Origin of the sequence: Streptomyces himalayensis subsp. himalayensis, from assembly GCF_013778455.1 — a bacterium.
Classification (GTDB): domain Bacteria; phylum Actinomycetota; class Actinomycetes; order Streptomycetales; family Streptomycetaceae; genus Streptomyces; species Streptomyces himalayensis.
In genome coordinates, this window is record NZ_JACEHE010000013.1 from 179,280 (window position 1) to 200,825 (window position 21,546).

Sequence of the window (21,546 nt, forward strand, 5' to 3'; positions counted from 1 at the left end):
GCCGCTCACCACTCGATGCCCCTCTGCCCCTTCTGACCGGCGTCCATCGGATGCTTGACCTTGGACATGTCGGTCACGAGGTCCGCGAAGTCCACCAGCTTCTCGGGAGCGTTGCGCCCGGTGATGACCACGTGCTGAGTGCCCGGCCGGTCGCGCAGCACGGAGATCACCTCGTCGGTGTCGATCCAACCCCAGTGCATGGGGTACGCGAACTCGTCCAGCACATACAGGCGGTACGTCTCGGCGGCCAGGTCACGCTTGACCTGCTCCCAGCCCTCGCGGGCCTTGTCCTCGTTGCTGAGTTCGCCGTCGGCAGGGGCGCGCTGGATCCACGACCAGCCCTCGCCCATCTTGTGCCAGGCGACGGGCCCGCCCTCGCCGGAGGCACCCAGCACCTTGAGCGCGTTCTCCTCGCCGACCTTCCACTTCGCCGACTTGACGAACTGGAACACCCCGATGGGCCACCCCTGGTTCCAGGCGCGCAGCGCGAGACCGAAGGCGGCCGTCGACTTTCCCTTGCCGATGCCGGTGTGCACCACGACGAGCGGCCGGTTGCGGCGCTGGCGGGTGGTGAGTCCGTCGTCCGGTACGACGGCAGGCTGTCCCTGCGGCATTACGCGGCCCTCCTCTTGGTTCCCTGAACGTCCCGAGCGTGCTGGACGTCCCGTACAAGTCCGGCGATGGCGTCGGCCCGCAGTTCGTCGAGCGTCACGGCCGCACCGCCGAGATCACCCGCGAGCTGCGCGGCGAGCCCGAGTCGTACCGGCCCCGACTCGCAGTCGACGACCACGGACGCGGTGCCCTCGGCCGCGTGCAGCCGCGCCGCGCGCCGGGCCAGCTCCACAGGCTGGGGGCCGCCCGTGGCCCTCCCATCGGTCACCACGACCAGCAGCGGCCGCCGCGCCGGATCCCGCAACCGTTCCACCCGCAGCACGTCGTGCGCCTTGAGCAGCCCGGTCGCGAGCGGTGTACGGCCGCCCGTCGGCAGCGACTCGAGCCGTGCCGCGGCCGCGTCCACCGACGAGGTGGGCGGCAGCGCGACATCGGCCGCCGACCCGCGGAAGGTGATCAGCCCCACCTTGTCCCGCCGCTGGTACGCATCCAGCAGGAGCGACAGCACGGCGCCCTTCACGGCGCTCATCCGCTGCCGGGCCGCCATCGATCCCGATGCGTCCACGACGAAGAGCACGAGGTTCCCCTCGCGGCCCTCCCGCGTCGCCTGCCGCAGATCGTCCCGCCGGACGACCAGCCCCGGACCGCTGCGTCCGCGCGCCCGCTGATGCGGCGCCGCGGCCTGCACGGTCGCCGCCAAGTGCAGCTTGGTGAGTGCCCCTTGGGGCCGCCGCGCCCCGGTCGTACGGCCGTGCTCGGTGCGCGCCCGCGACCGTCGCCCCGCGGCGCCCTCACCGAGGCCTGGCACGGTCAGCGTCTTCGTACGGAACGGCTCGGCGGCGCGTACGGGGGTCTGCTCGCGGCCGGGGCCGCCGCGGCCCTCGTCGCCGTCGGAGGCGTCGCCGGGGCGGTCCACGGCGGATCCGGTGGCGGGAGCATCCCCGGCCTCTGGCTGCCCGGTGCTGCCGCCCTCCGACTCCGGGGCGTCGTCCGCGCGCGCCGGAGGCGGGGCGTCCGGCCCGCTGTCCTGCGGCGGTTGCCCGCCACCACCACCCGGCCCGTCGGGATCGGGGTCGTCGTTCCCGCCGAACTCCTGCAGCGTCTCGTCGAGCTTGTCCTCGTCGAGGCCGGGGGCGTCGAAGGGGTTACGCCGACGCCGGTGCGGCAGCGCGAGCAGCGCCGCCTGACGCACGTCCTCGGCGAGCACATCCGTACGCCCCGCCCACGCGGCCAGCGCCGTCGCCGTCCGCGCCATCACGATGTCGGCGCGCATCCCGTCGACCTCGAACGCCGCACAGGTCGCCGCGATCTGCCGCAGCGCACCGTCCCCGAGCCGCACCGAAGCCAGCAGCTTCCGCGCCGCCACGATGCGTGCCCGCACCGCGGCCTCCTCGTCGGCCCAGCGCGCGGCGAAGGCCTCTGGAGCGTCGTCGTACGCGAGCCGCCTCCTGACCACCTCCACCCGCTGATCGGGCTCCCGCGAGGCCGCGACCTCCACCGTCAGGCCGAACCGGTCCAGCAACTGCGGCCGCAGCTCGCCCTCTTCGGGATTCATCGTGCCGACGAGCAGGAAGCGGGCGGCATGCCGCACGGACACACCCTCACGCTCGACATACGAGGCACCCATGGCGGCGGCGTCGAGCAGCAGGTCGACCAGGTGATCGTGGAGCAGGTTGACCTCGTCGACGTACAGGATCCCGCGATGGGCGTCGGCGAGCAGACCTGGCTCGAACGCCTTCACGCCCTCCGCGAGCGCCCGCTCGATGTCGAGCGCGCCCACGAGCCGGTCCTCCGACGCGCCGACGGGGAGCTCGACTGTCCGCGCGGGCCGCGCGGTGCCGCCGCCCGGCTCGTGCGGCCCGTCCGGGCACCCCGGGTCGGGCGCGGCGGGGTCGCACGAGAACCGGCATCCGGCGACGACCTCGACGCCGGGCATGAGGGAGGACAGGGCGCGCACGGCGGTGGACTTGGCGGTGCCCTTCTCACCGCGCACGAGCACCCCTCCCACGGCCGGCGAAACCGCGTTGAGCAGTAGCGCCAGCCGTAGATCGCCCTGCCCGACGATCGCGGTGAACGGATAGGGTGTATTCACTCGTCGCCCTCCAGATCGCCCTCGAGCTCCAGATACGTCGCCCGCAGCCGTTCCAGCGTGTCGGCGTCCGGCTCGGCCCACAGGCCGCGCTCGGCCGCCTCCAGCAGCCGTTCCGTGATGCCGCGCAGCGCCCAGGGGTTGGACTTCTTCATGAAGTCCCGGTTCTCCGGGTCGAAGACGTACTCCGCGCTGAGCTTCTCGTACATCCAGTCGTCCACCACGCCCGCCGTCGCGTCGTACCCGAAGAGGTAGTCGACGGTCGCGGCCATCTCGAAGGCGCCCTTGTAGCCGTGGCGGCGCATCGCCGCCATCCAGCGCGGGTTGACGACGCGCGCGCGGAACACGCGGTGCGTCTCCTCGCCGAGCGTGCGCGTCTTGATCTGGTCCGGGACCGCCGAGTCGCCCACGTACGCCTCGGGGCTCGTGCCCGTCAGATGCCGCACCATCGCGACCATCCCGCCGTGGTACTGGAAATAGTCGTCGGCGTCGACCAGGTCGTGTTCCCTCGTGTCGACGTTCTTCGCCGCCACCGCGATCCGCCGGAACGCCGTCTCCATGTCCCCGCGCGCCGCCCGCCCCTCGAGCCCGCGGCCGTACGCGTAGCCGCCCCACACCGCGTACACCTCGGCCAGATCCGCATCGCTGCGCCAGTTGCGGGCGTCGATCAGCGGCAGCAGACCCGCCCCGTACGCGCCCGGCTTCGAGCCGAAGATACGGGCCGTCGCGCGCCGCCGGTCGCCATGGGTGGCAGTGTCCTCGTCCGCGTGCGCCCGTACGTAGTTCCGGTCCGCGGGCTCGTCGAGCTCCGCGACCGCCCGTACCGCGTCGTCGATCAGCCCGACAACGTGCGGGAACGCGTCCCGGAAGAAGCCGGAGATGCGGACCGTCACATCGATGCGCGGACGGCCCAGCTCCTCCAGGCCCACCACCTCGAATCCCGTGACACGCCGTGACGCGTCGTCCCACACCGGGCGGCAGCCGAGCAGCGCCAGGATCTCCGCGATGTCGTCACCCTGCGTACGCATCGCCGACGTGCCCCAGACGGTCAGGCCGACGGACTTCGGGTACTCGCCCGTATCGGCCAGATACCGCGCCACCAGGGAGTCGGCCAGCGACTGCCCGACCTCCCAGGACAGGCGGGACGGGATCGCCTTCGGGTCGACGGAGTAGAAGTTCCGGCCCGTCGGCAGGACGTTCACCAGCCCGCGGGTCGGCGAGCCCGACGGGCCCGCCGGGACGTAACCGCCGTCCAGGGCTCGCAGGATGTGATCGATCTCGTCCGTCGTCCGGGCCAGCCGGGGCACGACCTCGCGGCACGCGAACTCCAGCACCGCGACGGCGTCCGCGAGTTCGACGCCGCCCAGCACGTCCCGTACGAGACCGCGAGCCTCCGCGGCCGCCCAGGCACGCTCCTCCATGCCCTCCGCGACCCGCCGGCACAGCTGCTCCAGCAGGTCGATCGCGTCGGCGGCCGTACGCGACGGCCCCTCCACCAAGTCCGACAGCTCCACCGGCACCTTCACCGCCGCGCCCGGCTCGCCCAGAAGCTCCTTCTCCACAAGCCCGAAGTGCTCGGCCAGCGCCGCCCGCAGACCCGGCAGCGCGTTCGCCTGCCCGCCCCACACCTGCGAGGCCCGCAGCACGGCCAGTACGAGGTTGACCCGGGGCTCGCCCACCGGACCGCCGCCCAGGATGTGCAGGCCGTCGCGGATCTGCACATCCTTGATCTCGCACAGATAGCCGTCGATGTGCATGACGAACTCGTCGAACGCGTCGTCGTCCGGCTGCTCGTCCACATGCAGGTCGTGGTGGAGCTCCGCGGCCTTCACGAGAGTCCAGATCTGGGCGCGCACTGCCGGCGCCTTCGCCGGGTCCAGATCGCTGACCAGCGCGTACTCGTCGAGCAGCTGCTCCAGCTTGGCCAGGTCGCCGTAGGTGTCGGCGCGCGCCATGGGCGGTACGAGGTGGTCGACGACCGTGGCGTGTCCGCGGCGCTTGGCCTGGGTGCCCTCGCCGGGGTCGTTGACGATGAAGGGGTAGATCAGCGGGAGGTCGCCGAGGACCGCGTCCGGGGCGCAACCGCCGCTCAGGCCGAGTCCCTTGCCCGGCAGCCACTCCATCGTGCCGTGCTTGCCCATGTGCACGATGGCGTCGGCCTGGAAGGTGTTGTCCAGCCAGCGGTACGCGGCCATGTAGTGGTGCGACGGCGGCATGTCCGGGTCGTGGTAGATCGCGATGGGGTTCTCGCCGAAGCCGCGCGGCGGCTGGATCATCACGACGATGTTCCCGAACTGCAGGGACGCCAGCACGATGTCGTCGCCGTCCACGTACAGGCTGCCCGGCGGCTCGCCCCACGCCTCCAGCATGCCGTCCCGCAGCTCCGGTTCGAGCTTGTCGAACCACGCCCGATAGTCGGCGAGCGGCACGCGCGCGGGGGCCACGGCCAGTTGCTCTTCGGTGAGCCACTCCACGTCGTGGCCGCCCGCCTCGATGAGCCGGTGGATCAGCTCGTCGCCGTTGTCAGGGTGGCCCTCGACCACATAGCCCGCGTCGCGCAGCGCGTCGAGGACGCGGACCGCCGATGCCGGGGTGTCGAGTCCGACCGCGTTGCCGACCCGGGAGTGCTTGGTCGGGTACGCGGTGAAGACCAGCGCGAGCTTCTTCTCGGCGTTCGGCTTGTGCTTGAGCTGGGCGTGTCGTACGGCGATTCCGGCGACCCGCGCGGCCCGCTCGGGGTCGGCGACGTACACCGGAACGTCGTCCGGCCCCTGCTCCTTGAAGGAGAACGGGACGGTGATCAGCCGTCCGTCGAACTCGGGAATCGCGACCTGCATCGCCGCGTCCATGGGGGAGAGGGCGGCGTCCGACTCGTCCCAGGCGGCGCGTGAGGAGGTGAGGCAGAGCCCTTGCAGGACGGGGATGTTCAGGTCGGCGAGCGCGCCGATGTCCCATGCCTCCTCGTCGCCGCCCGCGGAGGCCTCCGACGCGTGCGTACCGCCCGCCGCGAGCACCGTGGCGACGAGCGCGTCGGCCTGCCCGAGGATCTCGTACAGGCCCTCGTCCGCGCCGCGCAGCGAACCGCAGTAGACGGGCAACGCGTTGGCGCCCCGTGCCTCGATCGCGTTGCACAGGGTGTCCACGAACGCGGTGTTCCCGGACAGCTCGTGGGCGCGGTAGAAGAGCACGCCGACCGTCGGGCGCCCTTCATGACGCGTGGGGGCGCCGTGGACGCCGTATTCGGGCATCTTCTGCGGCTCGGCGCTGTGCCTGTTCTGCGCGCCTCCGGCACGACCATGCCCGGCGAGCAGCACGTCCTGGCTGAGGAAGCGCGCCAGCTCCGCCAGATTGGCGGTGCCACCCTCGACGAGATAGCGCAGAGCCTCGGCCACGGCACCCGCGTGAACGGTGGACTCGGCCATCAACTCGGCGTCCGGTACCGCCTCGCCGCCCAGCAGCACGGTCGGGATGCCGGACGACTTGAGTACGGCGAGCCCGTCCTCCCAGGCGCGTCTGCCGCCGAGGAGACGTACGACCGCGATGTCGCAGCCGTCGATGAGCGCGGGCAGCTCGGTCGCCGCGTCGACGCGCGCGGGGTTGCCGATCCGGTACGGCGCGCCGGAGGCACGGGCCGCCAGCAGATCCGTGTCGGCGGTGGACAGAAGCAGGACGGTCATGAGGGTGCCCCCGGAGCAAGGAAGGGGAGACCGGAGGGTGCACCGGTCTCGATCAGGCGGAGCAGCGCACTTGTGTCCGCGTGCTCTTCGATCAGATCGCCGAGCAGGTCGAGCTGCTCCTCGCGCAGCGCCGAGAAGCTGGTGTCGGGCGCGGGTGTGAAGCGGCGGCCGGCGGCCCGCGCGACCTCACGCAGGAACGCGCGGCGGAAGCCGTCCGACTCCAGCGAGCCGTGCCAGTGGGTGCCCCAGACATCGCCGACCCGGCAGCCGTCCAGGAACGGTTCACCGCCCATGACGTCGGCGACGCCGTGATGGATCTCGTACCCCTCGACGTGTTCGCCGAGCGCGGTGCCGGACGGCCGCGTGAGGGTCTTCTCCTTCGCGAACCGCACGCGCACGGGCAGCAGTCCGAGCCCCTGCACATGGCCCGCGCGGGACTCCACCTCGTCGTCGATGTGCTCGCCGAGCACCTGGAACCCGCCGCAGATACCGAGGACCGGACGCCCCTCGGCGGCCCTGCGCGCGATCGCGGCCGCGAGGCCGCGCTCGCGCAGCCACTCGAGGGCGCGTACGGTGCCTCGGGTGCCGGGCACGACGACGAGGTCCGCGTCGACGAGCTCCTCCGCACGGTCCACGAACCGCACGACGACGCCCGGTTCGGCGGCGAGCGCGTCCACGTCCGTGAAGTTGGACATCAGCGGGACCGCGCACACGGCGACCCGCAGCACGTCCTCGCCGACGGGCGGAGCGACCGTGGACTCCCGGACCGCCCCGCGGAGCGAGACCCGCAGCCCGTCCTCCTCGTCGATCCCGAGCCCGTGCCGGTACGGCAGCACACCGAACGTACGGCGGCCGGTGAGCTGTTCCAGCATGTCGAGCCCCGGCTCGAGGAGGGACACGTCCCCGCGGAACTTGTTGACCAGGAAGCCGGCGATCAGCGCCTGGTCCTCGGGGCTGAGCAGCGCGACCGTACCGAAGAACGACGCGAAGACCCCGCCCCGGTCGATGTCGCCCACGACGACGACCGGCAGCCGCGCGGCCCGCGCGATGCCCATGTTGACGATGTCCGTCCGCCGCAGATTGATCTCGGCAGGGCTGCCCGCCCCCTCACAGATCACCGCGTCATACGTGCCCCGCAACTCCTCGAGGCACTCCAGGACGGTGCCGAGCAGGGACTCCTGACGCCCACCGTGGTAGCCCCGGGCACTCAGCTCGCCCACGGGCTTGCCCATGAGGACGACCTGACTGCTGCGGTCGCTGCCGGGCTTGAGCAGTACGGGGTTCATGAGCGCCCTCGGCTCGACGCGCGCCGCCTGCGCCTGCATGGCCTGCGCCCGCCCGATCTCGGCACCCTCGCGCGTCACGAACGAGTTCAGGGACATGTTCTGCCCCTTGAAGGGCGCGACCTTGACCCCCTGCCGCACGAGCCACCGACAGATACCGGCGGTGACAACGCTCTTCCCGGCATCGGAGGTGGTACCAGCCACCAACAGCCCGCCACCGCTCATGAGTTCCCTCCCGGTTGGTCCTGCTGGTAACGCTGTGGCCGGGTGGGCACAGCACTCCTTGTCGGGCGCCCCGAAGCCAAGTCCCGCAGAACGGCACAGAGGGCACCCACTCCAAGGGCAAGCCAACCAACGCGCCGAGAAAGCCGTACGGCCCGCTCGATGTCCGCGACCTCGACAGGGCGGCCGGAGCCGTTGAGCACAGGCCGGTGCTCAACCCTCCCCCCGTACGACAGGGGCCCCCCGAGCCGTACTCCGAGCGCCCCCGCAAACGAGGCCTCAACGACCCCGGCGTTGGGACTCGGATGCTTCCCGGCATCCGCCCGCCAAGCCCGCAGGGCCCCGCGCGGATTGCCCCCGGCCACGGCGGCAAGCACAGCCGTGAGCCGCGCCCCCGGCCACCCCGCGACATCGTCGAGCCGCGCGGAAGCCCATCCGTACCGCCGGTACCGGGGCGACTTGTGCCCCACCATGGCGTCCAGCGTGTTGACCGCCCGGAACCCCACAAGCCCCGGCACGCCGCCCACCGCGCCCCACACGAGGGCGCCCACGACAGCGTCGGACGTGTTCTCGGCGACGGACTCGACCACGGCCCGCGCGATGCCGTCCGCATCCAGCGCCTGCGGATCGCGCCCGCACAGATGGGGCAGCCGCTCCCGCGCGGCCTCGATGTCCCCGGCGGCCAGCGCCCCGCCCACGGCCCGCGCCTCGCGGCCGAGCGAGGTGCCGCCGACCACGGCCCAGGTCGCGGCCGCGGTCAGCGTGACGGAGGCGGTACGGGAAGTGCGTACGGAACGGGCAGCCAGTGCGGCAAGAGCGGTCGCACCCCCGGCGCACACCGCGGTGTGCAGCGCGCCCCACCCGCGGTGGTCCCGCCACAGCGCACGCTCCACGGCGGCCGCGGCACGCCCGAACGCGGCGACCGGATGGCCCCGGCGCGGATCGCCGATGAGCAGATCGCCGAGGAGGCCGGCGGCGGCACCGTAGGCGAAGACACGTCCGCGCCCGGCACGTTCGGCATGGAGGGGAGCAGCCGGATAGACGGGACCAGCGGAACGCATCGGATCAGCCGGATGCATGGGATCAGCCCGCCGATACGCCTGGAAGATCCCTCGTACTGCTCAACTCGTCGGGCAACGGGCAGCCGCGCATGGCGATATGTCCTCACTCAGGGTCCGCGCCCTGGTTCGACGTGACCGGCGGTGAGAGTCTCCTGGCTCCCGGATCTACGCTTCCCCCGGCCTTCCAACCCGTGCGTACGGGCCGTGACTTCCGTGTGGGGGAGCGCTCCCCGGTGACAGTGGCGGGACCGCGCCGGATTCGCACCGGCTTCCTCTCCTGCCGCCGTATATGGCTCCGGCAGTCCACCACGCCCCGCGAAGGCCCGTCAACTCGCTGTTGACCTGCGACGGGGGAGTGTGCGAAGGCCCACACACCCTGGGTACGCGCGTGGGGTGCGGGACGTCCATACGTCCCGCACCCCACGAAAAGCCTGAGGCTGCTTCCGTCACAGCACGATCAGTCCTCAGGCGACGATCAGATAGATCCCGTAACCGACGGCCGCCGCGCAGAGCGCGAAGCACGCGTACGCGCCGCTGACCGCGAGGGCCGCGGAGCCGCCCTGTGCCGTCGCCCGCTCCCGCTTCGAGAGGCCGACGATGCCCAGGGTGAACAGGCCCACGAGGGCCACCGTGACCACGAGGCTGACTCCGAAGACGGAGCCGAGAGCTGCCCAGTCGATCTTCATTCTGGTCTTTCCTTACACCGAAGCGGTCTTGGCGGGCTCCGGCGAGGCGCCGGGCTGTGCCGGGATGGTGGCCTTCAGGTCGTCCGTGATCGCGGCGGTGACGGCGTCCGCGGGCACGGCGTCGAGGCCGGCGTCGGAGCCGCCGTCTACCTCACCGACGTCGTTGACGTTGTCGTGGGTGACGGGCTGGCGGCGCGACAGCCCCCAGATCACGGCGGACCCGACGACCAGCAGCGCACCGGTGAGGATGACGCCCCACGTGCCCTGCTTGGTCAGGAGTTCGGCGCCCGCGCCGACGAGACCGGCGGCCGGCAGCGTCAGACCCCAGGCGACGAACATCCGCGTCGCGGTCGACCAGCGGACCACGCCGCCCTTGCGGCCGAGGCCCGCGCCCATCACGGCACCCGAGCAGGACTGGGTGGTGGAGAGGGAGAAGCCCAGGTGGGAGGAGGCCAGGATGACCGTCGCGGCGCTGGTCTGCGCGGCGAAGCCCTGCGGCGGCGCGAGATCCGTCAGGCCCTTGCCCATGGTGCGGATGATGCGCCAGCCGCCCAGGTAGGTGCCGAGCGCGATGGCGATGCCGGCGGAGGCGATGACCCAGACCGGCGGGTTGGAGCCGGGCGCGAGGACGCCGCCCGTGACCAGGGCCAGCGTGATGATGCCCATGGTCTTCTGCGCGTCGTTGGTGCCGTGGGCGAGGGAGACGAGGCCCGCGGAGGCGATCTGACCGGCGCGGTAGCCGGGGGCCGTCGCCTTGTCGTCGGCGCGGCTGCCTATCCGGTACGTCAGGCGGGTGGCCAGCGCCGCGGCGAGACCGGCGACGAGGGGCGCGGCGACCGCGGGGATCAGCACCTTGGTGACGACGGTGCTGCCGTTGACCGAGGACCAGCCCGCGGACATCACGGCGGCGCCGATCAGGCCGCCGAAGAGGGCGTGCGACGAGCTGGAGGGAAGTCCCAGAAGCCAGGTCAGCAAATTCCAGAGGATGGCGCCGACGAGCGCTGCGAAGATCACCTCGGTTCTGATGCCCTCCTCGTTGATGATGCCGCCGGAGATCGTCTTGGCGACCTCCACGGAGAGGAAGGCTCCGACGAGGTTCAGCACGGCGGACATCGCCACCGCCGTCTTTGGTCGCAGAGCGCCTGTCGAGATGGTTGTCGCCATCGCGTTGGCTGTGTCGTGGAAACCGTTCGTGAAATCGAACACGAGAGCGGTGACGATCACGATCCCGAGGAGAAGCGTGATGTGTTCCATTTACCCAGGCTTCTGTTGGACGTCATTGGCTCGTGGACCGTAGGCAATCTGAGTGAACGGAAGATGAACTAGGTGGGGCCGCAGGGTGGCCCGAACTGGTGTGCCGCCACTCCGGTTGCGTTCGAAGTGGCGGCACAATCGATCATGGCGACGGCCAGAGGCCCGGAATTGGGCGGAAGCGCGGGTTCCGCCGCTGCGGGCCTACCCCCGCGCGAACTTCCTCAGTGCGGTCGTCGAGCCGTTGAAGAGATTCTGGTCACCCGGCAGGCTGCCGCTGTTGTCGTACTGCCAGAAGGTCCAATACTGCCAGCCCGCAGGCAGGGTCCCGGCCGACGAACTGTAGCGGGCCAGCCACAGGGCGTGGTTGGCGAAAGCGGCGCTGTTGCCGGTGCACTTCTTCCACCAGTTCGTGTTCGTGTAGATCACGGGCCGGCGGCCGGTCAGCCGTTTCACCTCGCTGCTGAAGGACCTTATCCAGGAGATCATCTTCGTCTTGCTCATGCCGTGGCACGTCTTCGAGCTGTACGGGTTGAACTCGATGTCGAGGGCGGGCGGCAGAGTCCAGCCGTCCGCCTTCCATGATCCGCCGTTGCGCACGAAGTACTGCGCCTGAGTCTTGCCGGACGACTTGTTGGGCAGCGCGAAGTGGTACGCGCCGCGGATGATGCCCGCGTTGCGGGCCCCGTTGTACTGCTGGCTGTAGTACGGGTTGCGGTAGGTGTGGGACTCGGTCGCCTTGACGTAGACGAACCTCGCGCCCTTGCTCTTCGCCTTCTGCCAGTCGACGTTCTTCTGGTGCGAGGAGACGTCGTGCCCCTTCGGCTTGCCGGCCGCGGAAACCGGAATCTCGGCGAGTGCGGTGGCCCCGAGCGCGAGCGTCGCCGCGGAGACCGCGGCGATGCGGGCACGGCGAAGAGACGGTTTGTGATCACGAGCCATATTTCCCCCCGGATGGCGACGTGCATGACAAATCCACCAGAGGGTATCGGAGGGCTCTTTCGGGACCGTCGATCTCCGGCCAGTCCGCTTCCGTGAGGGCGTGTGGGGGTGCATATGCGGCCTAACGGGAGCCCGGGAGCGGCGTTACACGGCGCGGCCTTGTCGGCACAGTGCGTGCTGGGGAGGGCGGCCCCGTGGGACGGCCCGCGGGGCGGCTGGCAGGGTGGGTGGCGTGGCGGCCGAGACGGGGCGGCGGATTCGGAACGGCGGATGGCGAGGGATGACATGGGCGGTTGTGCCGAGGCGGGCGATCAGGGGCCGAAGCGGGAGCAGGCGCTGGAGCAGGAGCAGGAGCAGGAGCAGGAGCAGGAGCAGGAGCACGAGCGGGAGCCTGGCGTGGGGCGGCCGCGGGACGCGCTGGGGCGGGCGTGGAACGAACTTGTGGCCACGGCCCGGCGCACCGTGACGGACGGGCTGGTCGTCGGTACCTCGGGCAATGTGTCGGTGCGCGTCGGCGGGACCGTACTGGTCACTCCGAGCGGGGTCCCGTACGACCGGCTGACCGCGCAGGATGCCGTCGCCGTCGACCTGAACGGCAAGCAGCTCCTCGGCGACCTGGCCCCCACCAGCGAGCTGCCCATGCATCTCGCGATATACCGCAGCACCGGCGCCGGGGCCGTGGTCCACACCCACGCCGTGCACGCCACCGCCGTCTCGACCCTCGTGCCGGAGCTGCCCCTGATCCACTACATGGCGGCAGCGCTGGGCGGGCCCGTGCGAGTCGCCCGCTATGCCCTGTACGGCACGGACGAGTTGGCCGAGAACATGCTCCGCGCCCTGGAGGACCGCACAGGTTGCCTACTCCAGAACCACGGCACCGTCACATACGGCGCCACCCTCGACCAGGCATACGACCGAACGGCACAGCTCGAGTGGATGTGCAGAGTCTGGCTGACGGCGAGCGCCCTGCCGGGCCGGTCTCCCACCCTCCTGTCCCGCGATCAGCTCCGCGAAGTGGAGGAGAAACTACGCGGGTACGGCCAGCCGCGAAGCTGAACGGTGACCGGTCCGCGGCGCCCGTATCGCCCGCAATTCCCGCCCCTGTCGCGGTGTGCGCGGGTGATGGCCGAGGTCCGGCCGGGGCGTGGCAGGAACGGACGTGTCACCCCAGCCCTGCCTTCGGCTGGCCACCGGAGGCCCGCGCACCGACACTGGAGCCGTGCGCACCGCCAAAGCGACGGCAGTCGCCGTCACCACTGTGATCGGTGCCGGTGCGGCCGTGGTCGCCGCCGGCAGGTACGCCAGCGATGCCGCTCTGAAGGCGCCGCCCGGGCGGCCGCTCCCCACCGAGCCGCGGCTCACCGTCCACGGCACCGCCGCGGGACAGGTCACCCTGACCCGGGACCTCGCCTCACTGCGTCCGGGTGTCTACGGCCTGGCCGGCGAAGGCTGCCATGCGATCGTCGGCGAAGTGCTGGAAGCAGCGCCGCACCCCGCCGACACCGTCGTACGCCGCCTCGAACGCGTCACCCACGGCGAGTTGAGCCCTGGCGCGCGCGTCTGGCTGACTCCGCAGGTGCATATCGGCAACCCCAAGACGGCTCTCGGCCTCGAATACACCGATGTCGACATCCCCGGCGAACTCGGTCCGCTGCCCGCCTGGTTCGTGCCCGGTGCCCGCGACAGCTGGGTGATCACCGTGCACGGCCTCGGCGCCACGCGTGAGCACCCCATGGTCCTCATGGAGTTCATGCACCGGCTCCGCTACCCGGTGCTCGACATCGCGTACCGCGGGGATCCGGGCGCGCCCCGGCCCCCGGACGGGCTCGGCCACCTCGGCGACACGGAGTGGCGCGACCTCGACGCCGCCATCCGCTACGCCCTGCGGTACGGCGCGGAACGCGTCGTCGTGCACGGCTGGTCCACCGGCGGTGCGATGGCCCTGCACGCCGCCGCACGCTCGTCGCTGCGCGACCGGATCGCCGGGCTCGTGCTGGACTCGCCGGTGCTCAGCTGGGAGGCCACGCTGCGCGCCCTCGCCGCCGCCCGTCGCACGCCGGGGCCGCTGCTGCCGCTCGCCGTCCGCGCGGCACAGGGCCGTGCGGGCCTGCACGGCGGCGCCATCGAGGAGGCCCTTGACCCCGAGAAGCTGAAGCTGCCGACCCTGCTGCTGCACGGCCCCGACGACGCCGTCGCCCCCTGGGGCCTGAGCCGCCGACTGGCCGACCGCCGCCGCGACACGGTCACCCTCCACGCCGTTCAGAACGCCCCGCACAGCGCCATGTGGAACGCCGATCCCCGGGGCTACGAAGAGACCTTGCGCCGCTTCCTCACGCCGCTGATGTAGCCGTCCTCGGCCTTCCTTCTGGAGGAGCTGTCCCGGGTTGCCGCAACCCCCACCGGCCATTGCGGCTGGGGCGGTCGCCCGGCCATCGCGGCCCCGGACTGTGCGAGCGCCTCCGTGGACCGTGCGAGCGCGCCCGTGGGCCTTCGGAAGTCATCGTGGCCGTGTGCGCCCGCCCACTTCCGCAGCCGCCGCAGCCGCAGCCTTCGGAAGTCATCGTGGCCGTGTGCGCCCGCCCACTTCCGCAGCCGCCGCAGCCGCAGCCGCCGCGGCGCCATGGTGTGCGTGGCACCGCGGCTGCGGCACTGCGGCTGTGGCACCGCGGCCGGCCCGGCCCGCCCGGGGTCCGCGGGGGGACTCACCCGCCGGAGCACCTCCGCGCCCCTTGGCCGTATCTTCCGTTTTGCTGCTGCTCATGCGCACTTAACCGGCCAATGCGGCCTCCCTTTCTACTCGCGTGGCATTCCGTTTGGGTTTTCGGACCGTCAACCGGAAGACTGCTCCCGTGACGTCCCGTATCCCGCGCGACTCCAGGCTCAGACTCGTCCGCCCACGATCCCTTGCCGCCGCCCCGCGAGCGGTGTCCGAGCGGCGTTCCCGCCGCCCCGCCCCCAGGCCTCCCGAGGGCACCCCGCCACCCGCGGAACTGGCCCGCATGGCGCGCGGCGGACTGGCCGGCGCCGTCCGTGTCGCGCGCTGGGCCGACGCCGCGCTGCGCCCCGGCCGCGACGGCGCGACCCCCGACGGCGGCGGCACCCTCTCCGACGCCACTGCCGAACGGGCCGCGGCCGACCTGGACCTGACGCCCGAACAGGTACGCGCCGACTGGGACACCGCGCGACTCGCCGGACTGGTCGAGGTGCACGGCGACAGCGCCCGCCCCGGCTGGCGGCTGCGCGCCTGGGACCGGGACGACTCCGCCGTACTTCGCGGCTGGGTCGCGCTGTTCGACGCCTGGTCGCTGGCCCACCCGGCGCCGGACGATCTCTTGCCCGCCGCGGTCGCCGAGGTCGTCGAGGCGATGCCGCAGGTGCTGTCCCTGCTCCAGCTGTCGGCCGGGCCCGTTCCCGTGTCGCAGCTGCTCGATCTCCTCGAGCAGCGCGTCACGGAACTGCGCACCGAGCGCTGCGAGATCCCCTACGGGCCGCACTCCGCGCCCACGATCCCTGCGCCCACGATCCCTGCGCCCACGATCCCTGCGCTGACGACTCCCGTGGCCGCGGCACCCGTGCTCGCAACACCCGCGTCCATCAGCTCCGAGCCCGCAACCGCCGAGCCCGAAACCGCCGAGCCCGCAACCACCGGCCCAGACACCGCCGAGCCCGCCCCAGCCGAGTCCACGGGCCCGGACGCCGTGAGCCATGTGGACGCCCCGCTGGCCGCACTGCTCGACTGGGCCCTTGACGCGCTCGCCGCCGTCGGCGCACTGACCTGCTCCGCCGGGCAGGCCACGCTCACCCCCCTCGGCAGCTGGGCGGTCTGGGTCAAGCTAGAGCAGATCTGCGTGGCCGCGCAGAGCCCCGCCGGGCACATCGAGCAGCCCGCCGAGGACATGCTGCGCGGCTGTGCGCGGCTGCGTCCGAACGCGGCCCGTGCCGAGTATCGCGCCTGGCTCGCCGCCCGCACCGTGGGCAGCGCCGTCACCGAACTCCTCGACGCCGCCCGCGGCGAGGACGCCCTGCTGCGCGGACTGGCCTTCGAGGCCCTGCGCGTGGTCGGCGCCCCGGCGGAGGCAGACGTCAGGGCGGCGGCGGAGGAACCGTCGCTGCGGCCCTACGCCCTGCTGTGGCTCGCCGAGCACGAGGGTCTGGACCCCGAGGACGCCCATGCGGTGCTCACCCGCGAGGAGTCGACCTGGCTGTGGGTGGACACCGCCGCGGCCGTCGCCGACCACGGCGAGGCCCAACTCCTCGTACGTCACCTGGAGTCGGCGATGCAGCCCACCGTGCCGGCGCTCCTCGACGAGGTGCGCGCCGTCGGCCACCCGCGCACCGTCCAGGTGCTGGTGGCCCTCGCCGCGGCCCACCCCGACCCGGCGCTCGCCAAGGCCGTGCGCCGCGCCGCCTTCCAGGTGCACACGGGAGGGGCGTAGCGACCCGCCGCACGGCAAGCAGCGGTCAGCCGGAGCCCTTTGTCTCCGGGGCGTACGTCCCGAAGCTCCATACGTTGCCCTCGGCGTCCCGGGCCATGTAGTCCCGTGAGCCGTAGTCCTGGTCCGTCGGGGGCATCAGGATCTCCACACCGTGCTCCACGGCCCGCCGGTGGTGCGCGTCGGCATCGTCCACGACGATGTACACCCCGGCTGGTCCGGCGTCCTTCATCGTCTGGTCGAAGATGCCGCCGCGGCCCTTCGAACCGAGCATCACCACGCCGTTGCCATAGGCCAGTTCGGCGTGGAGCACCGAGCCGTCCTCGCCCTCGTACACACTGACCTCCGTGAAGCCGAAGGCCTCGGTGAGCAGCCTGATGGCCGCCTTCGCGTCCCCGTACAACAGCGTCGGACAGATGCTCGGACGCCCGCCCTCACTGCCTGCCATACCGATCACCCCTTCTCTCGAATGTGACCCCCTTCCACAGTCTTGCACCGGGCACTGACAACGCCCCGGAGAAGCCGACCGGCCTGGCGCGGCGGCCAAGACGCCGAACGAGGGACCGCTGCCCGCCCGTGCGCCGTGTCGGCACGCTTCTGCGGCCGCGCCGCAGAAGCCGCGGCTACGCTCTCCGCCTGATTCGCGGGCATTCCAGGGCATAACGATGGCGGTGCGGAAGGGGGTGTTGCGTGGCGGCTCTGCCGTTCGACGCGACTGAAGTGAGCGCCTACGTCCGCCATCGGGCGCGGCCCGTCCCGAAGTCACCCGCCCCTGAATCGCCGGTCGCCCATGCCCTCGCTCCCCAGCATCCTGCTCCCCCGCATCCTGCTCCACGGCGCCCTGGTTCCCGGCATCCTGATCCCCGGCCCCCTGCGCCGCAGCACCCCGCTCCCGAAGCCCCGTTGCCCGCCGGCCGCTCCCGCCGTGCTTCCCGCCTCGTCGTGTCCATGGTCCTCGGCCTTCTCGCGGTGCCTCTCATCACCGCGGCCCATCTGACGCGCCCCGAGCCTTACGGAGACCACCTCACGGTGCACGCGCGCGTGGAGAACCCGGGTGCCCCGGAGCCCCGGCTGCGTATGACGGGCCGGGCCGTCGAGGCGTACGACCCCGGAACGGGACGGACCAGATGGGCCTATGCGCGCGAAGGGCGCAGGCCGCTCTCCGTGCTTCCCGTGCGCGGGCACGCCGTCACGCTCTGGAGCGACGGGCTGGTCACCGACACGGCCCGCCGTGACGGCCGCGCGGTCCGCTGGCACCGCGCCGCCCCCGCGGCCGCCGCCTGGCTGCGCTCCCCACGCGCGCGTGACGGCGCCGGTGTGCTGCAACGGCTTGCGCCCAGCTCCCGCATGCTCGCCGTCGTCACGCCGTACCGCATCGCCGCGTACCGCCTCGCGGACGGTGATCTGCGGTGGGTGCTGCCCGCCCGCCGGGGCTGCGCCTTCGAGCCCGCACGCACGATGCGGCACGGCCGCGCGCTTCTCGTGGCGCAGCCGTGCCGCAGCCCCGGCGCCTCCTGGACGGCGGAGGTCGTGGCGGTCGACGAGCTCGGCAGGATCGTGCCGCGGCGCGCACCCCTCGCCAACGAGCTGCCCGGCGGCAGCGATGACAGGAGCAACGCCGCCGCAGGCCCGGACGTCACAGGCGCACGACGGACCACCGGCACAGTGCGCAACAACACAGCGGCCGGCGACGGATAATCGCGGCGCACAGAAAAACCGGTTGCACGGTCCCGTTAGAATCGCCGCATGGCCATTCTCCTCACGCATTAGACGGCGTGATCCGCCTCAGCCGCCCATCCCGCCGTCCACCCTGCCCAGGAGTCTGTCCGTGATCACCGCCTCCGGTATCGAGCTGCGCGCCGGTGCCCGCGTCCTCATCGAGTCCGCCACCTTCCGTATCGCCAAGGGCGACCGCATCGGCCTGGTCGGCCGCAACGGCGCCGGCAAGACGACGCTCACCAAGGTCCTCGCGGGAGAGGGCATCCCGGCCGCCGGCACCGTGGCCCGCTCCGGAGAGGTCGGCTATCTGCCGCAGGACCCGCGCACGGGTGACCTCGACATACTCGCGCGCGACCGCATCCTCTCGGCCCGCGGCCTCGACACCCTGATCCGCAAGATGCGCGAGAACGAGCAGCGCATCGCCACCGGCAAGGGCTCCACCCGCGACAAGGCGATGAAGCAGTACGAGCGGCAGGAGACGGAGTTCCTCACCAAGGGCGGGTATGCCGCCGAGGCCGAGGCCGCCACCATCGCCGCCGCGCTGAACCTGCCCGACCGGGTGCTCGGCCAGCCGCTGCACACGCTCTCCGGCGGTCAGCGGCGCCGTATCGAGCTGGCCCGCATCCTCTTCTCGGACGCGGACACCCTCCTGCTCGACGAGCCGACGAACCATCTCGACGCCGACTCGATCGTCTGGCTGCGCGACTACCTGAAGACCTACCGCGGCGGCTTCATCGTCATCTCCCACGACGTCGACCTCGTGGAGACGGTCGTCAACAAGGTGTTCTACCTGGACGCCAACCGCTCGCAGATCGACGTCTACAACATGGGCTGGAAGCTCTACCAGCAGCAGCGCGAGGCCGACGAGAAGCGCCGAAAGCGCGAGCGCCAGAACGCCGAGAAGAAGGCCTCCGCGCTGAACGCCCAGGCCGACAAGATGCGGGCCAAGGCCACCAAGACCGTCGCCGCCCAGAACATGGCCCGCCGCGCGGACAAGCTGCTCGCAGGTCTCGAGGCGGAGCGGAAGGCGGACAAGGTCGCCAAGCTGCGCTTCCCGGAGCCCGCACCGTGCGGCAAGACGCCGCTCACGGCCGAGGGCCTGTCCAAGTCGTACGGCTCGCTGGAGATCTTCACCGACGTCGATCTGGCCATCGACAAGGGCTCCCGGGTCGTCATCCTCGGCCTCAACGGCGCCGGAAAGACCACGCTCCTCAGGCTGCTCGGCGGGGTCGAGAAGCCCGACACCGGCCAGGTCGTACCGGGCCACGGCCTGAAGATCGGGTACTACGCGCAGGAGCACGAGACGCTCGACGCGGACCGCACGGTGCTGGAGAACATGCGCTCGGCCGCGCCCGACATGGACCTGGTCGAGGTGCGGAAGGTCCTCGGTTCCTTCCTCTTCTCCGGCGACGACGTCGACAAGCCGGCCGGTGTGCTGTCCGGCGGCGAGAAGACCCGCCTTGCGCTCGCCACGCTGGTGGTCTCCTCGGCCAACGTCCTGCTGCTCGACGAGCCGACCAACAACCTCGACCCGGCCAGCCGCGAGGAGATCCTCGGCGCGCTGCGTACGTACAAGGGCGCGGTCGTCCTCGTCACGCACGACGAGGGAGCCGTCGACGCGCTCCAGCCCGAGCGGATCATTCTGCTGCCGGACGGCGTCGAGGACCTGTGGGGCGCCGACTACGCGGACCTCGTCGCGCTGGCCTGACCGGCTGCGGGCCCGTGTTTGAGTGGTTTCCAGGGCCCTACATGATCATTTTCCTCGCCGTTTCCTGCTCGGTTTTCGGTCAGGCGCCGCCGAGCCCTGCTTGATCGAATTCGCTGATCCACTGGCTATGGATCATTCGGCCGATCCGTGATCCATCATCTGTGTGAGATCTCCTCATACAGCGGTGTGTCGTACATCGATTTTGGGGCCGGATCAGGCATGGGGCGCAGCCGCGCCGTAACGCGGCTCTGACCTGCCGCTTAGCTCGTGAATTCGGGAAGCGCGGGCCGAAACGGTTCCCGGAATCTGAAATTCCGCTCGTGGTGATCTGTTCCGTGGGCCCAAACCTTGTCGCACGGACCTTGCCGAATGGGTGGCCAGGAAGCTCCGGAGGGGTGATCATGAGAGTCCAGAGCGCACTTCCCATGAGGAGGCACGGGTGGCCGAGACTCTGAAGAAGGGCAGCCGGGTGACCGGCGCCGCGCGCGACAAGCTCGCGGCAGACCTGAAGAAGAAGTACGACTCCGGTGCAAGCATTCGGGCACTGGCCGAGGAGACCGGCCGCTCGTATGGCTTCGTACACCGGATGCTGAGCGAGTCCGGGGTCACGCTGCGGGGACGCGGCGGGGCAACGCGAGGCAAGAAGGCCGCCGCGTCCTGACGACGGAGGCCTCCCGGCTCGCGGAATCCCCCTCGCTCCGGGGGTTCCAGGCTTCGGTGGTGGCCACCCGGTCGGTTGGCTGATCGACCGGGTGGTTACTGTGCAGTCACTTATGGGTGACCGGGTACGGCACCCTGTCCGACTGCATTCCATCGGAGGCGCCCCATGGTTTCGCTCGACCCGGTTCTCGACAAGGACGGCGTGCGGCTCACCGTCGACGAGGCGATCGCCACGGTGACGTTGGCCAATCCAGCCAAGCGCAATGCCCAGAACTTCGCGCTGTGGCGGGCGTTGGCCGAGGCCGGACGGTCGTTGCCGGGCAGTGTCCGGGTCGTCGTGCTGCGTGGCGAGGGCAAGTCCTTCTCCGCGGGCCTCGACCGGCAGGCCTTCACGCCCGAAGGGTTCGACGGGGAGCCGTCGTTCATCGATCTGGCGCGGGGCTCGGACGAGCAGCTGGACGCGGCGATCGCCGAGTACCAGGACGCGTTCACCTGGTGGCGGCGCAGCGACATCGTGACCATCGCCGCTGTGCAGGGCCATGCCATCGGAGCGGGTTTTCAGCTTGCTCTCGCCTGCGATCTGCGGATCGTCGCCGACGATGTGCAGTTCGCCATGCGCGAGACCAGCCTCGGACTGGTCCCCGACCTCACCGGGACGCATCCGCTCGTCGGGCTCGTGGGCTACGCCCGGGCGCTGGAGATCTGCGCCACGGGCCGCTACGTCCACGCCGACGAGGCCGAGCGCATCGGCCTCGCCAACCTTGTCGTGCCCGGCGACCAGCTCGACGACGCGGCGGGTGACCTCGCGGCCGCGCTGCTCGCGGCGCCCCGGGACGCGGTGATCGAGACGAAGGCGCTGCTCCAGGGCGCGACGGTGCGCGACTACGACACCCAGCGCGCCGCCGAGCGCGCCGCCCAGGCCCGCCGACTGCGGGACCTGGCGGGGATGGGCGACTGAGCCCTGCCGCCAGCTCGCCGCGCTGATGGTCGGCGCGTCGCCTGCGGGTCGTGTCGGCTGCCGTCCACGTGCCTGCCGACCAGCGCCTCCGCCGCCCGCCGGAGGGTGCCGTCGTCGGTGGTGACGCCTGTTTGGCGACGCCTGCTTGCCCGCCGGCGGGACCGGCGGGCGGCGTGTGCCCGGCTTCGGGTGGGTCAGGCTGTCACTGGTGAGGGCCGAGAATCCTCGGTGCTTGGTGCGTCGGT

General features: G+C 71.6%; 16 protein-coding genes and 1 riboswitch. Of the genes, 7 read left to right on the forward strand and 9 right to left on the reverse strand.

The genetic code is table 11. The features are described 5' to 3' along the window. Positions 1 to 5: 5 nt before the first annotated feature. From cobO to H1D24_RS22005, 8 genes are all read right to left on the reverse strand, one after another. A complete protein-coding gene (gene cobO / locus H1D24_RS21970; protein ID WP_181659341.1) occupies positions 6 to 614 on the reverse strand; it encodes a cob(I)yrinic acid a,c-diamide adenosyltransferase in 609 nt (202 codons plus the stop codon). Then, positions 614 to 2,704: a putative cobaltochelatase gene (locus H1D24_RS21975; protein WP_181659342.1), complete on the reverse strand. Its 2,091-nt coding sequence runs from the start codon at positions 2,702 to 2,704 to the stop codon at positions 614 to 616. The genes cobO and H1D24_RS21975 overlap by 1 nt, the downstream gene beginning before the upstream one ends. After that, positions 2,701 to 6,378: a cobaltochelatase subunit CobN gene (cobN, locus tag H1D24_RS21980; RefSeq protein WP_181659343.1), complete on the reverse strand. Its 3,678-nt coding sequence runs from the start codon at positions 6,376 to 6,378 to the stop codon at positions 2,701 to 2,703. Before cobN ends, H1D24_RS21975 begins: the two co-directional genes overlap by 4 nt. Further along, complete coding sequence (locus H1D24_RS21985) at positions 6,375 to 7,886, reverse strand: cobyric acid synthase (RefSeq protein WP_181659344.1); 1,512 nt, start codon at positions 7,884 to 7,886, stop codon at positions 6,375 to 6,377. The genes cobN and H1D24_RS21985 overlap by 4 nt, the downstream gene beginning before the upstream one ends. Beyond that, complete coding sequence (locus tag H1D24_RS21990; protein WP_181659345.1) at positions 7,883 to 8,944, reverse strand: cobalamin biosynthesis protein; 1,062 nt, start codon at positions 8,942 to 8,944, stop codon at positions 7,883 to 7,885. The genes H1D24_RS21985 and H1D24_RS21990 overlap by 4 nt, the downstream gene beginning before the upstream one ends. Positions 8,945 to 9,089: 145 nt before the next feature. Further along, a riboswitch (cobalamin riboswitch) is annotated at positions 9,090 to 9,219 on the reverse strand. Positions 9,220 to 9,408: 189 nt separating this feature from the next. Next, positions 9,409 to 9,630 (reverse strand): hypothetical protein, encoded by a 222-nt coding sequence (locus H1D24_RS21995; RefSeq protein ID WP_181659346.1) that lies wholly within the window; start codon positions 9,628 to 9,630, stop codon positions 9,409 to 9,411. A gap of 12 nt (positions 9,631 to 9,642) precedes the next feature. Further along, on the reverse strand, positions 9,643 to 10,884 hold the full coding sequence (locus H1D24_RS22000) for an inorganic phosphate transporter (RefSeq protein WP_181659347.1): 1,242 nt from the start codon (positions 10,882 to 10,884) through the stop codon (positions 9,643 to 9,645). Between the two features lie 201 nt (positions 10,885 to 11,085). Beyond that, the gene (locus H1D24_RS22005) at positions 11,086 to 11,823 is read right to left on the reverse strand and encodes a lysozyme (protein WP_181659348.1); all 738 of its coding nucleotides are present in this window, start codon (positions 11,821 to 11,823) and stop codon (positions 11,086 to 11,088) included. A 270-nt stretch (positions 11,824 to 12,093) separates the two neighbouring features. Here H1D24_RS22005 and H1D24_RS22010 point away from each other — a divergent pair, with 270 nt between their 5' ends. The 3 genes from H1D24_RS22010 to H1D24_RS22020 all read left to right on the forward strand — a co-directional run bounded on the left by H1D24_RS22010 (position 12,094) and on the right by H1D24_RS22020 (position 16,259). Further along, the gene (locus H1D24_RS22010) at positions 12,094 to 12,879 is read left to right on the forward strand and encodes a class II aldolase/adducin family protein (RefSeq protein ID WP_258564229.1); all 786 of its coding nucleotides are present in this window, start codon (positions 12,094 to 12,096) and stop codon (positions 12,877 to 12,879) included. A 163-nt stretch (positions 12,880 to 13,042) separates the two neighbouring features. Then, entirely contained in the window at positions 13,043 to 14,170 is a 1,128-nt protein-coding gene (locus H1D24_RS22015) for an alpha/beta hydrolase (protein ID WP_181659349.1), read from the forward strand. 652 nt (positions 14,171 to 14,822) lie between these two features. Further along, entirely contained in the window at positions 14,823 to 16,259 is a 1,437-nt protein-coding gene (locus H1D24_RS22020; protein ID WP_258564240.1) for a hypothetical protein, read from the forward strand. 25 nt (positions 16,260 to 16,284) lie between these two features. Here H1D24_RS22020 and H1D24_RS22025 read toward each other — a convergent pair whose 3' ends face one another. Further along, positions 16,285 to 16,704, reverse strand: coding sequence for a VOC family protein (locus H1D24_RS22025; protein ID WP_181659351.1), 420 nt, complete (start codon positions 16,702 to 16,704; stop codon positions 16,285 to 16,287). Between the two features lie 500 nt (positions 16,705 to 17,204). On the opposite strand from H1D24_RS22025, the gene H1D24_RS22030 reads away from it, so the two are divergent. From H1D24_RS22030 to H1D24_RS22045, 4 genes are all read left to right on the forward strand, one after another. Beyond that, positions 17,205 to 17,954, forward strand: coding sequence for a hypothetical protein (locus H1D24_RS22030; RefSeq protein WP_181659352.1), 750 nt, complete (start codon positions 17,205 to 17,207; stop codon positions 17,952 to 17,954). Positions 17,955 to 18,084: 130 nt separating this feature from the next. After that, positions 18,085 to 19,683, forward strand: a complete 1,599-nt coding sequence (locus tag H1D24_RS22035; protein ID WP_181659353.1) for an ABC-F family ATP-binding cassette domain-containing protein — start codon at positions 18,085 to 18,087, stop codon at positions 19,681 to 19,683. Between the two features lie 439 nt (positions 19,684 to 20,122). Beyond that, positions 20,123 to 20,344 (forward strand): helix-turn-helix domain-containing protein, encoded by a 222-nt coding sequence (locus H1D24_RS22040; protein WP_018533414.1) that lies wholly within the window; start codon positions 20,123 to 20,125, stop codon positions 20,342 to 20,344. Positions 20,345 to 20,509: 165 nt separating this feature from the next. Then, positions 20,510 to 21,301, forward strand: coding sequence for an enoyl-CoA hydratase/isomerase family protein (locus tag H1D24_RS22045; protein WP_181659354.1), 792 nt, complete (start codon positions 20,510 to 20,512; stop codon positions 21,299 to 21,301). Positions 21,302 to 21,546: the final 245 nt, after the last annotated feature.

Bases quoted from the DNA above. Each gene is read 5' to 3' on its own strand.
- cobO (WP_181659341.1), bottom strand. From the start codon at position 614: ATGCCGCAGGGACAGCCTGCCGTCGTACCGGACGACGGACTCACCACC.
- cobN (WP_181659343.1), bottom strand. From the start codon at position 6,378: ATGACCGTCCTGCTTCTGTCCACCGCCGACACGGATCTGCTGGCGGCC.
- H1D24_RS21985 (WP_181659344.1), bottom strand. From the start codon at position 7,886: ATGAGCGGTGGCGGGCTGTTGGTGGCTGGTACCACCTCCGATGCCGGG.
- H1D24_RS21990 (WP_181659345.1), bottom strand. From the start codon at position 8,944: ATGCGTTCCGCTGGTCCCGTCTATCCGGCTGCTCCCCTCCATGCCGAA.
- H1D24_RS21995 (WP_181659346.1), bottom strand. From the start codon at position 9,630: ATGAAGATCGACTGGGCAGCTCTCGGCTCCGTCTTCGGAGTCAGCCTC.
- H1D24_RS22000 (WP_181659347.1), bottom strand. From the start codon at position 10,884: ATGGAACACATCACGCTTCTCCTCGGGATCGTGATCGTCACCGCTCTC.
- H1D24_RS22005 (WP_181659348.1), bottom strand. From the start codon at position 11,823: ATGGCTCGTGATCACAAACCGTCTCTTCGCCGTGCCCGCATCGCCGCG.
- H1D24_RS22010 (WP_258564229.1), top strand. From the start codon at position 12,094: ATGGCGAGGGATGACATGGGCGGTTGTGCCGAGGCGGGCGATCAGGGG.
- H1D24_RS22020 (WP_258564240.1), top strand. From the start codon at position 14,823: ATGGCGCGCGGCGGACTGGCCGGCGCCGTCCGTGTCGCGCGCTGGGCC.
- H1D24_RS22025 (WP_181659351.1), bottom strand. From the start codon at position 16,704: ATGGCAGGCAGTGAGGGCGGGCGTCCGAGCATCTGTCCGACGCTGTTG.
- H1D24_RS22030 (WP_181659352.1), top strand. From the start codon at position 17,205: ATGGTCCTCGGCCTTCTCGCGGTGCCTCTCATCACCGCGGCCCATCTG.
- H1D24_RS22045 (WP_181659354.1), top strand. From the start codon at position 20,510: ATGGTTTCGCTCGACCCGGTTCTCGACAAGGACGGCGTGCGGCTCACC.